Source organism: Streptomyces sp. NPDC001156, assembly GCF_053598275.1.
On record NZ_JBSFJX010000210.1, the window covers coordinates 1 to 13,316 of the forward strand.

The 13,316-nt window shown below is 71.4% G+C and carries 13 protein-coding genes and 2 pseudogenes; 8 read left to right on the forward strand and 7 right to left on the reverse strand.

Annotated features, from left to right (window positions below; translation table 11 throughout):
- Positions 1 to 4: 4 nt before the first annotated feature.
- The gene (locus ACWDA7_RS43285; RefSeq protein WP_450612417.1) at positions 5 to 223 is read right to left on the reverse strand and encodes a hypothetical protein; all 219 of its coding nucleotides are present in this window, start codon (positions 221 to 223) and stop codon (positions 5 to 7) included.
- Between the two features lie 82 nt (positions 224 to 305).
- Between ACWDA7_RS43285 and ACWDA7_RS43290 the strand changes: the two genes are divergently transcribed.
- Entirely contained in the window at positions 306 to 935 is a 630-nt protein-coding gene (locus ACWDA7_RS43290) for a TetR/AcrR family transcriptional regulator (RefSeq protein WP_450612419.1), read from the forward strand.
- A gap of 49 nt (positions 936 to 984) precedes the next feature.
- Positions 985 to 1,548: a CGNR zinc finger domain-containing protein gene (locus ACWDA7_RS43295; RefSeq protein WP_450612421.1), complete on the forward strand. Its 564-nt coding sequence runs from the start codon at positions 985 to 987 to the stop codon at positions 1,546 to 1,548.
- A 115-nt stretch (positions 1,549 to 1,663) separates the two neighbouring features.
- Here the strand turns inward: ACWDA7_RS43295 and ACWDA7_RS43300 are convergent.
- A pseudogene (locus ACWDA7_RS43300) lies at positions 1,664 to 1,876 on the reverse strand (alpha/beta fold hydrolase); the annotation flags it as partial.
- A gap of 76 nt (positions 1,877 to 1,952) precedes the next feature.
- Between ACWDA7_RS43300 and ACWDA7_RS43305 the strand changes: the two are divergent.
- Entirely contained in the window at positions 1,953 to 2,933 is a 981-nt protein-coding gene (locus ACWDA7_RS43305; RefSeq protein WP_450612423.1) for a D-cysteine desulfhydrase family protein, read from the forward strand.
- A gap of 95 nt (positions 2,934 to 3,028) precedes the next feature.
- On the opposite strand, the gene ACWDA7_RS43310 is transcribed toward ACWDA7_RS43305, so the two are convergent.
- From ACWDA7_RS43310 to ACWDA7_RS43320, 3 genes are all read right to left on the reverse strand, one after another.
- Positions 3,029 to 4,510, reverse strand: a complete 1,482-nt coding sequence (locus ACWDA7_RS43310; RefSeq protein WP_450612425.1) for an SPFH domain-containing protein — start codon at positions 4,508 to 4,510, stop codon at positions 3,029 to 3,031.
- Positions 4,511 to 4,652: 142 nt separating this feature from the next.
- Positions 4,653 to 4,871, reverse strand: coding sequence for a hypothetical protein (locus ACWDA7_RS43315; RefSeq protein WP_359396036.1), 219 nt, complete (start codon positions 4,869 to 4,871; stop codon positions 4,653 to 4,655).
- A gap of 27 nt (positions 4,872 to 4,898) precedes the next feature.
- Entirely contained in the window at positions 4,899 to 6,323 is a 1,425-nt protein-coding gene (locus ACWDA7_RS43320) for an amidase (RefSeq protein ID WP_450612427.1), read from the reverse strand.
- Between the two features lie 158 nt (positions 6,324 to 6,481).
- Between ACWDA7_RS43320 and ACWDA7_RS43325 the strand changes: the two genes are divergently transcribed.
- Together ACWDA7_RS43325 and ACWDA7_RS43330 are read left to right on the forward strand one after the other, a co-directional pair.
- Positions 6,482 to 7,516 carry a LacI family DNA-binding transcriptional regulator gene (locus ACWDA7_RS43325; RefSeq protein ID WP_450612429.1) on the forward strand — a complete coding sequence of 345 codons (1,035 nt, stop codon included), beginning with the start codon at positions 6,482 to 6,484 and terminating at the stop codon, positions 7,514 to 7,516.
- Positions 7,517 to 7,659: 143 nt separating this feature from the next.
- A complete protein-coding gene (locus ACWDA7_RS43330) occupies positions 7,660 to 9,093 on the forward strand; it encodes an aldehyde dehydrogenase family protein (RefSeq protein ID WP_450612431.1) in 1,434 nt (477 codons plus the stop codon).
- Positions 9,094 to 9,096: 3 nt separating this feature from the next.
- Here ACWDA7_RS43330 and trxA read toward each other — a convergent pair whose 3' ends face one another.
- On the reverse strand, positions 9,097 to 9,483 hold the full coding sequence (trxA, locus tag ACWDA7_RS43335; protein WP_450612433.1) for a thioredoxin: 387 nt from the start codon (positions 9,481 to 9,483) through the stop codon (positions 9,097 to 9,099).
- Positions 9,484 to 9,603: 120 nt separating this feature from the next.
- Between trxA and ACWDA7_RS43340 the strand changes: the two genes are divergently transcribed.
- Entirely contained in the window at positions 9,604 to 11,034 is a 1,431-nt protein-coding gene (locus ACWDA7_RS43340; RefSeq protein WP_450612435.1) for a dihydrolipoyl dehydrogenase family protein, read from the forward strand.
- Between the two features lie 137 nt (positions 11,035 to 11,171).
- On the opposite strand, the gene ACWDA7_RS43345 is transcribed toward ACWDA7_RS43340, so the two are convergent.
- Positions 11,172 to 11,834, reverse strand: a complete 663-nt coding sequence (locus tag ACWDA7_RS43345) for a peptide deformylase (RefSeq protein WP_450612437.1) — start codon at positions 11,832 to 11,834, stop codon at positions 11,172 to 11,174.
- 295 nt (positions 11,835 to 12,129) lie between these two features.
- On the opposite strand from ACWDA7_RS43345, the gene ACWDA7_RS43350 reads away from it, so the two are divergent.
- Together ACWDA7_RS43350 and ACWDA7_RS43355 are read left to right on the forward strand one after the other, a co-directional pair.
- Positions 12,130 to 12,747, forward strand: a complete 618-nt coding sequence (locus tag ACWDA7_RS43350) for an IS607 family transposase (protein WP_450612439.1) — start codon at positions 12,130 to 12,132, stop codon at positions 12,745 to 12,747.
- Positions 12,748 to 12,818: 71 nt separating this feature from the next.
- Positions 12,819 to 13,316, forward strand: a pseudogene (locus ACWDA7_RS43355) (zinc ribbon domain-containing protein); the annotation flags it as partial.

The following is a 13,316-nucleotide window of genomic DNA, read 5'->3' on the forward strand; positions in this document are numbered from 1 at the left end:
CCGATCATGTGGGCGGTCTTTCGCCCTGGGGGCGAAACCCCGTTTCCTGCCCTGCTCCGCAGGGGTCCGATTCCTCCCCGGCCTGAAGGCCGGGGTGTCCTCGGAGGCATTTGGTGAACAGGCCAGCCATCGTCTCGACCTGGTGTCCGTCGAAGGCGGCCTTCCAGTGCTCGAGGATCTCGCGTACGGGATCGCTGCTGGTGTCGGTCATGCGATCCGTCATGGTGTCGGTCTCCTGATGTACTGAGGAAGGTATAGGCGACCGGTCTAGTAAAAACGTAGTCGACCGGTCGTAGACTTGCAACATGGGACGCAGCAGTGATGCCAGGGAGAGGATCCTCGCCGCCGCGCAGTCGCTCATCGAGCAGCGCGGCTATTCCGCGCTGGGGGTGGCTGAGATCTGCAAGGCGGCGGGTGTGCCGAAGGGCAGCTTCTACTACTTCTTCGACTCCAAGGAGGAGTTGGCGCTCACGGTTCTCGACGAGCACTGGGCTGGCCAGCGCGACGCCTGGACCGGCATCCTGGATGGCGAGAGGCCGCCTCTGGAGCGCCTGCGGCGGCTGTTCGAGGCGACCGAGGCGGAGCAGCGCGCCGGACAGCAGAGCTGTGGAACCGTCTCGGGCTGCCTGTTCGGGAATCTGACGCTGGAGATGAGCAACCAGACCGAGGCCATCCGCGCACGGCTGCAGCAGATCTTCGAGGCGCAGGTCGAGTTGGTCGAGGTGGTCGTCGAGGAGGCCGGCGAGCGCGGCGAGGTCACCGTCCCGGACAGTCACGAGGCCGCCCGGTCCGTGGTCGCCCAGCTCGAAGGTCAGGTGCTCTTCGCCAAGCTCTACAACGACACGCGCCGCCTCGATGCCCTGTGGGCGAACTGCCTGGCCCTGCTGGGTGCCACCGCGCCCGGCGTCACTCGCGAGGGTGCATCACTTGTCTGATAGGTGACGGGCGGTTGTGGTTGTCTGCGTCACCTGTCAGAATGGTGTTGTGAAACTGGAGCACGCTTTTCCGTGCGGGAGTCCCGCGCTCGACTTCGCCGCGACGCTCCGCGCGCGCCGGACGGTGCGGTTCGAGATGCTGGTGTCGCCGGACCGCCTGGACGCGTGGTACGTCGAGTCCGGGATCCTGGATGCCGTCACTCCCAGCCGTGAGTCCGACGTCGAGCGGGCGATCGAGGTCCGTGAGGCGATCTACGAGTTGGTCTCCGCCAGGGTCGCGGGCGAGGAGTACGATCGCGCGGCACTGGCGGTGGTGAACGGCGCAGCCCGCAAGCCGCCCGCCACGCCCCAGCTCACCCCGTCCGGACGCTGGACCGACGCGACTCCCGAAGAAGCGCTGTCCACTGTGGCGCGCCACGCCGTCGAACTGCTGAGCGGACCGGACGTGCCGCTGATGAAGGAGTGCGGCAATCCGGAGTGCACGCGCGTCTACATCGACCGCTCGCGCGGCATGCGCCGGCACTGGTGCGGCATGGAGTCGTGCGGGAACAAGCTCAAGGCTCAGGCCTACCGTGCGCGCAAGAAGCAGGTACGGGCTTCTGCCGCACATTGACGTGGGTCCTGGCGCTCGCGCATCGGACAGGGGTGGCAGGAGGCCGGCTCGCCGGGCGGCAGAGGGGATCGTCCTGCCGCCGGTGGACCGGCCGTTGCGCCGGGCGGCTCGCGGGTCAACCGCGCCGCAGGGTGTCGGCCTCGACCACCGCTTCGGCGAACGCCTGCGGGGCCTCCTGGGGCACGTTGTGGCCGATCCCCTTCAGGGTCCGATGTGCGTAGGGGCCCGAGAACTTGTCTCGGTACATCGCACCGTCCCCGCCGGGGGTGAACGGATCGCGTTCACCGTCGAGGGTGACCGTCGGCACCCCGATCACGGGACCCTTGGCTGCTACACACAGGTCTTCTGACGCGTTGCGGCGCCACCGGTCGGGACCCGGTCGGCGCCCTTTCCTTGGAGTCTCCATGAACGACAAGATCGCCCTGTCCACCTGGCCCACGCCACTGGAGCCGGCGCCTCGGCTGGCGGCGGCGCTGGGGCTGGCCGAGGACGACCTGTGGATCAAGCGGGACGACCTCATCGGCCTGGGCGGCGGCGGCAACAAGGTCCGCAAGCTGGAGCGGCTGCTCGCCGCCGCCCTCGCCGAGGGCGCGGACACACTGGTCACCACGGGTGCCCCGCAGAGCAACCACGCCCGTCTGACCGCGGCCGCCGGGGCCCGTCTCGGACTCGATGTCGTGCTGGTCCTGTCCGGTACGACCGACAGCGCAGAGGGCGGCTCCGGGAACCTCGTGCTCGACAGCCTCTTCGGGGCGAAAGTCCACTGGGCCGGGGACGGCGCTCCCGGTGGTCTCGCCGAGGCCGCCGACGAGCTCTGCCTGCGGCTGCGCCGCGAGGGAGCCCGCCCGTATCTGATCCCGTTCGGCGGCTCGAGTCCCCTCGGAGCGCGGGGCTACGTCGACGGCGGCGAGGAACTGAGGGCCCAACTGCCCGACCTCGCCCAGGTCGTGGTGGCACTGGGCTCCGGCGGCACGATGGCCGGGCTGATCGGCGCCCTGGGGGAGGAGCGCGTCCTCGGCGTGCACTGCGGTGCGGTCCCCGATCCGTCCGCCACCGTGGCCGGCCTCGCGACTGCCGTCACCGGCCGCACCGTGACGGCGGAGTCCCTGCGCATCCGCACCGATCAGGTGGGCGCCGGCTACGGAGTCCTGCACGAACCCGTCCTGCAGGCGATGCGGACGGCGGCGACCACCGAGGGCATCGTCCTGGACCCCGTCTACAGCGGTCGCGCCATGGCGGGACTGATCGCGGCCGTCAAGGACGGTGACATCCGTGCGGGCCGGCGCACCGTGTTCCTGCACACCGGCGGACTGCCCGGCCTGTACGGGCATGCCGAGACCGTGCGCCGCTCCGTCGCCGCACTGGACTCCCACGGGGCCGGCTGAGTTCCGCGCGGACCGGAAAGCGCTTCGGGCGTACGGGAAGCCGACTCCCGTACGCCCGAAGTCTCACCGCCTCAGCGGCTGTGACGCCAGGTGATCTAGCCCTCGTTCTTCTCGACCACGACCTTCTCCGGGCGCGGCGCCACCGCCCCGTTGAGGCCCGCCGATCCGCCCGCCGGCGCCCCGTTGCCGTTCATGGAGGACAGCAGCTGACGCGCGAGGCCCAGACCGGTGCCGCCCATGGTCAGCGCCTTGGCGAACATCTCGGCCATGCCGTCGGCGCCGTTGAGCAGCACCATGTTGTCGACATTGCCGAAGGCGGACGCGCCCGCCCGCACGATCTCCGGCCAGTTCTCGGCGAGTTGCTGCGCCACGACGGCTTCCTGGTTCTCCGCGAGGGCAGCGGCACGTGCCTTGATGGCCTCCGCCTCCGCGAGACCCTGGGCCTTCGTGGCCTCGGCCTCCGCCAGACCCTTGGCCTGCGCGGCGGCCGCCTCCGCCTCACCGGTGGCACGGGTCGCCGACGCCGTGGCCGCACCCCGCGTCTTGGTGGCCTCGGCCTCCGCGCCTGCGGCCGTCTTGACCCGGGTCGCCTCGGCGGCCGCCGCCAGCTCGGTCTCCTTCGCCTTGGCCTGCGCCGCCGAGATCCGTGCGTCACGCTCGGCCTCCGCCAGCGTGCGCTTCTCGTACGCCTTCGCGTCCGCCGGCTTGCGCACGTCCGCCTGGAGCTGCTGTTCGCGCCGTTGCGCCTCCAGCTCGGCCACCCGGGTCTCCTGCACCACGACCTCCTGCCGGGCCCCGGCGTCGGCGAGCGGACCGGCCTGCCGTGCCTTGGCGGCCGCCTTGTCGCGCTCGGCCTGGTAACCGGCCTGCAGGATCTCGCTGTCCCGGGTCGCCTCCGCCATCCGCGCGTAGGACTGCTGCTCCGCCTCGGTGGCGAGCCGGTTCGCCTCCGCCTGCGCGATGCGCGCGTCCCGCTGCACGGCCGCGGCGTGCGGCATGGCGAGGTTCTGGATGTAGCCGGTCGGGTCCTCGATCTCATGGATCTGCAGCGAGTCGACGATCAGACCGAGCTTCTCCATCTCCGTGCCGCAGGCGGCCCGGGTCTGCCCGGTGAGCTTCTCCCGGTCGCGGATCATGTCCTCGACCGTCAACCCGCCCACGATGGACCGCAGATGACCGGCGAACACGTTGTGCACCCGCTCCGACATCAGCTTCTGCTGATCGAGGAAGCGCCGCGCCGCGTTGGCGACCGACACGAAGTCGTCGCCGACCTTGAAGATGACCACGCCCCGCACCTTCAGCGGAATGCCCTGGTGCGTCACGCAATCCACGTGCAGTTCGGTCTCGTTGAGGTCGAGGGAGAGCTTGCGCACCGCCTGCACACCCGGCAGCACCAGCGTGCCGCGCCCCGTGACGATGCGAAAGCCCATGCCTTCCTCGAGACCCTCGGTCCGATGCTTCGAACCGGAAATGATCAACGCTTCGTTGGGCTCCGCGACACGCCACATGAGCCTGAAGACCACAACGATGAAGACCAGCACGAGGACGGCAGCCCCCGCGACGACGCCGATGACCATCGGCAAACGCCCCCTTTGCCTGGTGCCGGGTTTCGGCACCGAACGAACGGAGTGTGCGCCTGAGCAAGACCGTAATGAAGACGCTGACGGATCCTTGTCACATTCTTGACAGGCACGCCGCTCCAGTTGCGGTCGTACGGGCTCAACTGCCGTACGCGGCTTCGACGTAGACGGTCCGCGGCGGGAGGTAGTCCACCACCATCACCACCGTGCCCGGTTCGAGACGGCCCCGCCCGTCGGCGGGATACGCGAGAAAGTGTTCGGCGCCGCCGCGCACACGGACGATCACCTCGCCGACCAGCCCGGGACCGACGGTACCGGTGACCCGCCCCATCAAGCCCACCATCGACGCATCGTCCATGGCCACAGCGTACGGCCCGAACGCTCCTTACGCCGCCCGCGCGTTCGGGGCGCCTTCGGACGGCGGCCACGCCTCGTGCCATGCGAGGTCCGCCTCCAACTGGGCCGCCAGGGACACCAGTAGCGGCTCGCTGTCGGCCGGGCCGAGCAGTTGGGCGCCTACCGGCAGCCCTTCGTCGACGAAGCCCGCCGGCACGTTCACGCCGGGCCAGCCCAGCACGTTCCACGGCCAGGCGTACGGGCAGGCCGCGATCATCGCGCGGTCGGTGTTCCAGCCGTTCATCTGGGCGAGCGTTCCGATACGCGGCGGGGGAGCGGCTGTCGTCGGCGCGAGGATGACGTCGTAGGTGGCGAAGAGCGCCCCCACACGCCGGTGCAGCGGCGCCTCCGCCCGGCGTGCCACGCGCAGCGGCGCCCCGCCGAGCAGCCTGCCCAGGCGGGCGGCGTCCCGCGTGCGCCGGTCGAGCAGATCCGGGTGCGGCAGGTCCCGCACCCGCTCGGCGATGCCCGCTGTCGCACGCGGCACGAAGGCGAGCCCGATCTGTCCGTAGCGCGGCTCCGCCTCCTCGACCACGTGTCCCAGCGCTGCGAGGCGCTCGGCGAGCGCGCGGACCCGTTCCCGGACGCGGGGGTCGAGTTGGGTGGGCAGCGCGGTGAAGGGCGGCTTCAGCGAGAGCGCGATGCGCAGCCGGCCCGGGTCGCGCCCCACCGCGGCCCAGACATCGAGCGCGTGCGGGCGGTGCAGATCGCCGTCGTGGTTGCCGCTCGCCGCGTCCAGGAGCAATGCCGCGTCCGCGACCGTACGGGCGAGTGTGCCGTTGACCGTGATGCCGTGGAACGACTCGGGGCGGGGCCAGGTCGAGATCCGGCCGCGCTGCGGCTTGATGCCGACCAGATGCGTCCAGGCGGCCGGGATGCGGATCGACCCGGCGCCGTCCGAACCCAGCGCCGCCGGCACCAGGCCGGCCGACACCGCCGCCGCGGAACCGCCGGAGGAACCGCCCGGGGTATGGCCGAGGTGCCAGGGATTGCGGGTGGCGCCGAAGGCCGGCCCCTCAGTGAAGGGCCACTGCCCCAGCTCACAGGTGTTGGTCTTGCCGACGATCACGGCCCCGGCCGACCGCAGCCGCCGTACCGCCTCGCTGTCCTCGGCCATCGGCGGGAACTCGCCCGGGCAACCGAACGCGGTCGGCGCGCCCGCCACGTCCATGTCGTCCTTGACGGCCACCGGCACGCCGAGCAGCGGTCGCCGCACCCCGGCCGCCAGTTGCTTGTCGGCCGCCTCGGCCTCGGCCAGCGCGGCCTCGCCGCGCACCAGCCGGAAGGCGTTGACCGAGGACTGTGCCGCCGCGATCCGGTCGAGCGCGCGCTCCACCAGCTCACGGGAGGTCACCTCGCCCGCGGCGAGCGCGCGGGCGCTTGCGGCCAGCCCGTCAGTACGGTCGGAAGCCATACGGGACACCTCCGCGAGTCCATGGTGTACCGAACGGTAACCTGTCACTGCGTCACTCGGGCGGAAACGCGCAACCTCCCTTGCGGGGGCAGATGTTGTGGCCCGTTTCGCCCCCTGGAAGCGGTAGCCCGCAGCCGTTCTGCAAGGATGCGTGCCTCATGGTGCAGATACCGGAACAGCCCGTCCCGTCGTCACCCGTACCGTCCGCCGCGCCGACGAGCGCCGATGTGGCGCGCCTGGCCGGTGTCTCCCGGGCCACCGTCTCGTACGTCCTGAACAACACCAGCGCCGTACGCATCAGCGAACCGACACGCCGCCGTGTGCACGAGGCCGCCGAGGAGCTGGGGTACGTTCCGCACGCCGCCGCCCGCAGCCTGCGCGCCGGGCACAGCCGGATGGTGCTCATGCCCTCCCCGAACGTGCCCGTGGGCCCGCTCTACAGCCAGTTCTTCAACGAACTGCAGTGGGCCCTCAGTCGTTTCGACTACACGGTGGTGCAGTACGGCAGCGTCGGCCTGGGCGGCGACGAGGCCGCCAGGGCGTGGGCCGAACTGCGGCCCGTCGCCGTCATCGTGCCCGGTGGCGGCCTCGGCCCCCGGGGTGTGCGCGTCCTCAAGCGCTCCGGCGCACGCGCCGTCGTCACCCTCGGTCCCGAACCCGTCGAGGGCGCTCACGCTCTGCTCCTCGACCACGGCGGGGTCGGCCACAGCGCAGGGGTTCACCTGCTGGCCGGGGGACGCCGCCGCGTCGGGGTGGTTGTCCCACGGGAGCCGGGTCTCGAGTTCTTCTCCAAGGCGCGGCTGGACGGGGTCCGCAGGGCTCTGCGGGGCACCGGGGCGACCGTCACCGAGCTGTCGCTCGCCTACGAGGAGGAGGCGGCCGCCAGGCTCGCCGCGCGGTGGCGTTCGCTGGGCCTGGACGCCGTGTTCGCGTACAACGACGAGTACGCGATGCTGCTGATGCGCGCGCTGCAGGACGAGGGCGTGGACATCCCTGGGGAGACGGCCGTGGTGGGTGCGGACGACCTGATGCTGGGGCGGCTGCTGCGGCCCCGGCTGAGCACGGTCCATATCGAACTGCCGTCCGGACGCCATCTCGCCGAGCTGGTAGACCGGGTCGTGCGCGATCCTGGGAGTGTGCCGGAGGTGCACGAGGTGCTCGGGGCGCGCGTCGTGCACCGGGAATCCAGCTGACCATCGACGCGTGGCATACGGTCGCGGTGGCAGCCACCGGCGGCGGACCCGCCGGGCCGGCGCCGGGTTCCCGAGCCGGCCGCCCCTGACACGGGACTCCGTTGGTGCCGCAGTCCCGCCCGGTGACCGATGGGAGAGCCGTGATGCCGCTCGACCCCCAGACCTGGCAGCCCCACCGGCTGACCGGCGCCGAGTACGCCGTCACCGAGCCCGCCACGGGTGACACGCTCGCCACCGTGACCCTCGCGTCCGAACAGGACGTCGAGTTCGTGGCCGGCCTCGCCCGTACGGCCCAGCGGTCCTGGGCCGACGCCCCGCATTTCGTCCGCGCCGCCGTGCTCCGCAGAGCGGGTGACCTGTTCGCCGCGGACTCCGGAGAATTGCGCGACTGGATCGTCCGCGAGTCCGGTTCGGTCCCGGACAAGGCCTCCCTCGAGCTGCACGTCGCCGCGCAGGAGTGCTATGAGGCAGCGGCGCTGGCGTCCCGCCCCACCGGCCGGGTCCTGCCGTCCGAGGCGCCCCGGCTGTCGTACACCCGGCGGGTCCCTGTCGGAGTGGTGGGCGTGATCGCGCCGTTCGACTTCCCGCTGCTCCTCGCCGTCCGTTCCGTCGCACCGGCACTCGCGCTGGGCAACGCCGTCGTGCTCAAGCCGGACCCCCGCACCGCCGTCTGCGGCGGCCAGTCGCTGGGGGCCGTCCTCGCCGAGGCCGGACTGCCCGAGGACCTGCTGCACGTGCTTCCCGGTGGACCCGATGTGGGCCAGGAAATGGTCGCCGACCCCCGCATCCCTGTTGTCTCCTTCACCGGGTCGACCGCATCGGGCCGCGCCGTCGCGGAGGCCGCCGGACGCCATCTGAAGCGCGTCCACCTGGAACTCGGGGGCAACTCGGCGCTGATCGTCCTGGAGGACGCCGACCTCGACGCCGTGATCGCCACGGCTGCCTGGGGATCGTTCTTCCACCAGGGCCAGAACTGCATGACGACCGGCCGCCACCTCGTTCACGCCTCGCTGTACGACGAGTACGTCGAGCGGCTCGCGGCCCGCGCCGACTCCCTCGTCGTCGGGGACCCGTACCGCGAACAGGTGCATCTCGGTCCCCTCATCGACCGCACCCAACTGGAGCGCGTCCAAGGCCTGGTCGAGGCGAGCCGGGCCCGCGGTGCGACGCTCGCGGCGGGTGGCACCCACCGCGGCCTGTTCTACCGGCCGACGGTGCTGGCGGGCGCCGGCGACTCCACACCCGCCTACACGGAAGAGGTCTTCGGGCCGGTCGCGCCGGTGCGCCCCTTCCGCACACCGGAGGAGGCCGTCGTCCTCGCGTCCGCGGGACCCTACGGCCTCTCCCTGGGAATCGTCACCCGGGACACCGCGCGCGGCCTCGAACTGGCCGAGCGCATCCCCACGGGCACCGCCCACATCAACGACCAGACCGTCAACGAAGAGGCGGTCGCCCCGTTCGGTGGCATCGCCGCATCTGGTACCGGCGCCCGCCTCGGCGGCGAGGCCGATCTGGCGGCCTTCACCGAACTGCGCTGGACGACGGTACGCCGTGAGGTGGCGAGGTACCCCTTCTAGGAGTCACTCCCCGTTCTGCTCGGCGGTCGCCTGCTGCGCGGCGACCGCCTTGCGGACCTCGTCCATGTCCAGCTTGCGGGCCTGCCCGATGACGTCGTCGAGGGCGGCCTGCGGCAGGGCGCCCGGCTGAGCGAACACCGCGACCCGGTCGCGGACGATCATCAGCGTCGGGATCGACTGGATGCCGAAGGCCGCCGCCAGCTCGGGCTGTGCCTCGGTGTCCACCTTGCCGAACACCAGGTCCGGGTTGTCCGTCGCCGCCTTCTCGTAGACGGGGGCGAACTGACGGCACGGCCCGCACCAGGACGCCCAGAAGTCGATCAGGACGAAGTCGTTGTCCTGGACCGTCTGGTCGAAGTTCTCCTTGGTGAGCTCCACAGTGCTGCTCATCGCGATTTCCCTCTTCCTGGTGTCGGGGCTGAGCCGCTGTCCACAACGGCGACACGGGGGCATGTATTCCGCGCGCGTACCCATGTGGCCACGGCGCACACCAACAACCACACTGGGCCCATGACGGAAACGGAATCCATCGCCTACGACGTAGTGGTGCTCGGTGCCGGGCCCGTGGGGGAGAACGTCGCCGACCGCACGCGTGCGGCCGGCCTCTCCACCGCGGTCGTGGAGAGCGAACTGGTCGGCGGCGAATGCTCGTACTGGGCGTGCATGCCCAGTAAGGCCCTGCTGCGCCCGGTCATCGCCCGCGCCGACGCCCGCCGCGTCCCCGGCCTCGCCCCGCTCGCCGCAGGTCCCCTCGACGTGCCCGCGGTCCTGGCCTACCGCGACTACGAGACCTCGAACTGGAAGGACGACGGCCAGGTCGCCTGGCTGGACGGCATCGGTGCCGACCTGTACCGGGGCCAGGGGCGCCTCGCCGGGCCCCGCACGGTCACGGTGACCGGGCCGGACGGCGAGCAGAAGGTGCTCACCGCCCGGCACGCGGTCGCCGTGTGCACCGGCAGCCGGGCCCTGCTGCCCGACCTGCCGGGCGTCGCCGAGGTGAACCCCTGGACGAGCCGCGAGGCGACGAGCGCGAAGGCCGCGCCCGGCCGGCTGATCGTCGTGGGCGGCGGAGTGGTCGCCACCGAGATGGCCACGGCGTGGCAGGCCCTCGGCTCCGAGGTGACCGTGCTAGTCCGCGGCAAGGGCCTGCTGCCCCGCATGGAACCCTTCGCCGGCGAACTGGTCGCCCAGTCGCTCGCGGAGGCCGGTGTGGACGTGCGCACCGGCACCTCGGTGGAGTCGGTGCGGCGCGAGGGCGACACCCTGGTGGTCGTCACGGACGCCGGCGACCGCCTCGAGGCCGACGAGATCCTGTTCGCCACCGGCCGTGCACCGCGGACCGAGGACATCGGCCTGGAAACCATCGGCCTGGAACCCGGCTCCTGGCTGCGGGTCGACGACACGCTCCGGGTGACGGACAGTGAGTGGCTGTACGCGGTGGGAGACGTCAACCACCGTGCGCTCCTCACCCACCAGGGCAAGTACCAGGCGCGCATTGCGGGTGCGGCCATCGCGGCGCGCGCGGCGGGCGTCCCGCTGCTGGAGACCGACGCCTGGGGCGCGCATTCCGCGACCGCCGACCACGCGGCGGTCCCGCAGGTCGTCTTCACCGACCCGGAGGCGGCCGCCGTGGGCCTGTCCCTGGCCGAGGCGGAGCAGGCGGGCCGCCGGGTCCGCGCCGTCGACGTCGAACTGTCGTCGGTGGCCGGCGCGGGCCTGTACGCCGACGGCTACCGCGGGCGCGCCCGCATGATCGTCGACCTGGACAGCGAGACCCTGGTCGGCGTCACGTTCGTCGGCCCCGGCGTCGGCGAACTGATCCACTCCGCGAGCATCGCGGTGGCCGGCGAGGTGCCGGTCGACCGCCTGTGGCATGCGGTCCCGTCGTACCCGACGATCAGCGAGGTGTGGCTCCGCCTGCTGGAGGCGTACCGGGGGTGACGCCGATGGGAACCACCCGGCCCAGGGAGTGGTGAACGCCCGAAGGGCCGCGGGTGGGGTCATCCCGACACCCTGAGAGGAAAGGCGCCCGCGGCCCATGGAGTAGGCCGCGGGCGCCGTTCTCGACGTGGGCCGGCTCAGCCGGGCAGGGTGAAACCCAGTTCCGCCGCGGCCCGTTCGGGCTTCGGCTGCGCCCACCGCGCCGCCACCGCCTCGTTGGACGACAGCGAGCGGGGCTCCGCACGGTCCAGATAGAGCGTGCCGTCCAGATGGTCCGTCTCGTGCTGGACGATGCGCGCCGGCCAGCCCGAGAACTCCTCGTCCACCGCGACTCCGTGCTCGTCCAGCGCCCGCAGCCGCACCCGGGCGTGCCGGGCCACCACGGCCTGCCAGCCCGGAATGCTCAGGCAGCCCTCGAAGAAAGCCGCACGTTCGGTGCCGACGGCCTCGTACGACGGGTTGACGAGCACCCGGAAGGGCTGCGGCACCCGTCCGCGCGCGAGCCGGATCTCCTCGGGCACGGGCGCCGGATCCTCGACGACCGCGATACGCAGCGGCACTCCGACCTGTGGCGCGGCGAGTCCCACCCCGGGTGCCGCGTGCATCGTCTCGCGCAGAGCCCCGATGAAGCGGGCGAGGAGCGCGGGCGGCAACTGCCCGTGGAAGGGCTCGGCGCCACGGCGCAGCACCGGGTGCCCGGCGGCGACGATCGGCAACGGGCCACCGGCGGCGAGGAGTTCCTCGACCCGTCCGGCGACCGGGCGGTCGTGCGGGTAGATGCGGTCGACTTCGGGTGTCATCCTCCGATCTTCGCAGGCGACGGTGCGTACAACCGTCGGGCCGCGGAAGGAGTCTCACCTTCGGAGCCGCCGTAGTGGGGGGGCAACGGTTCTTGTGCCTCGACACGAGAAGGCGTCGGGCGTAGGGCTGCTTTGCCATCGGTCGAGGGGACGCATCGTGATGGTGGCAAAGTTCCGCATCGTCACGGGCCGCGTGGAGCTGTGTGGCCCCTTCAGGGGGGCGTCCTCCCGAGACCCTGCCATTCGCAGGCTCATCAATTTGCTTAGAGTTCCTCAGTGATCGTACGGTGATTGCGTGGAACTTCTTCGACTCTCAAAGGCCGCGAAACGCTTGGGTGTTCATCCGGTGACGCTTCGTCTGTGGGCTGACTCGGGGAAGATTCCGGTGACTTGGGTCGGGCGTGAGCGCCGGTTCTCCTCGATCGATGTGGAGGCGATGAAGGTCTCCACCGGTGGGGAGCGTGTCCGCCTGGAGGGCCTGTATGTGCGCGTCTCCGGCTCCCACGGGCTGGAATCCTCGCTTCAGGCGCAGGAGAAGGAGTTGCGGGCCACCTCCACCGGGGAGATCGTCAAGGTCTTCCGTGACCGAGCCTCTGGCCTGCGGGAGGACCGGCCCGGTCTGAGCCGGCTCCTGCGGGCCGTTGCTGACGGCTCGGTGACCGTCGTGCGGGTCACGCACGAGGACCGGCTCGCCCGGTTCGGTGTCGGCTGGCTCAGGCACCTGCTGTCCGTGTACGGCGCGAGTCTTGAGGTGCTGCACCCGAAGAAGCTCGGTGGCCGGGATGAACTCCTTGAGGACTTCGTTTCGCTGGTCACCACGTTCGCCGGCCGTCTGTACGGGATGCGGTCGGCTGAGAACCGGCGTCGGCTGCTGGCCGAATCCGGGCAATGCCAGGCCGGTAGTCACCGATGAGCCGGAAGCTGCCGCTCGCCGCTGGCGAGACCTCCCGCACCGCGTGCGCCCGCACCCTGCTCCGCACAGGCGTGGACGAGAAGACGGGCGAAGTCCTGCCCCAAGCCGTGCTGGCCGAACGCATCGGCTGGTGCGCGGACCTCGTGTCCAACCTGGCTGCCGCCCTGCTGGCCGCACACTGGAATACCGGCGATGTTGATGTGCTGGCTGCCGGTGTGGACGAGGGCGGTCGGAGTCTGCCGTCGAACGCATGGATGGCGGTGCGGCGTTTGGGATGGGTCGTCACCGCCCCGGCCGGGGTGAAGGTCAATGACCGGATCGTGCGCATGGCCCAAGAGCAGGCCGGGCGGGCGCTTCGCTCGGTGAAGTGGCGCGCTGACCTGACTGCCGGGGTGCTGGCGACGTGGCTGGCCGATCCGACCAGGCGTACCCCCGCACAGTGGGATCAGGTGCGGGCGGCGATCCCTGGCGGGCAGCATCTGCCGTCCAGCATCATCAAGGCCCGCACCCGGCAGGCCGCCAAGTACGCCAAGGTCAACGGCCGTCTGCCCGTGGACGTGTTCGAACTC

Coding starts and splice junctions, on each gene's coding strand:
- ACWDA7_RS43285 (WP_450612417.1), bottom strand. CDS start 223: ATGACGGATCGCATGACCGACACCAGCAGCGATCCCGTACGCGAGATC.
- ACWDA7_RS43290 (WP_450612419.1), top strand. CDS start 306: ATGGGACGCAGCAGTGATGCCAGGGAGAGGATCCTCGCCGCCGCGCAG.
- ACWDA7_RS43305 (WP_450612423.1), top strand. CDS start 1,953: ATGAACGACAAGATCGCCCTGTCCACCTGGCCCACGCCACTGGAGCCG.
- ACWDA7_RS43310 (WP_450612425.1), bottom strand. CDS start 4,510: ATGGTCATCGGCGTCGTCGCGGGGGCTGCCGTCCTCGTGCTGGTCTTC.
- ACWDA7_RS43315 (WP_359396036.1), bottom strand. CDS start 4,871: ATGGACGATGCGTCGATGGTGGGCTTGATGGGGCGGGTCACCGGTACC.
- ACWDA7_RS43320 (WP_450612427.1), bottom strand. CDS start 6,323: ATGGCTTCCGACCGTACTGACGGGCTGGCCGCAAGCGCCCGCGCGCTC.
- ACWDA7_RS43325 (WP_450612429.1), top strand. CDS start 6,482: ATGGTGCAGATACCGGAACAGCCCGTCCCGTCGTCACCCGTACCGTCC.
- ACWDA7_RS43330 (WP_450612431.1), top strand. CDS start 7,660: ATGCCGCTCGACCCCCAGACCTGGCAGCCCCACCGGCTGACCGGCGCC.
- trxA (WP_450612433.1), bottom strand. CDS start 9,483: ATGAGCAGCACTGTGGAGCTCACCAAGGAGAACTTCGACCAGACGGTC.
- ACWDA7_RS43340 (WP_450612435.1), top strand. CDS start 9,604: ATGACGGAAACGGAATCCATCGCCTACGACGTAGTGGTGCTCGGTGCC.
- ACWDA7_RS43345 (WP_450612437.1), bottom strand. CDS start 11,834: ATGACACCCGAAGTCGACCGCATCTACCCGCACGACCGCCCGGTCGCC.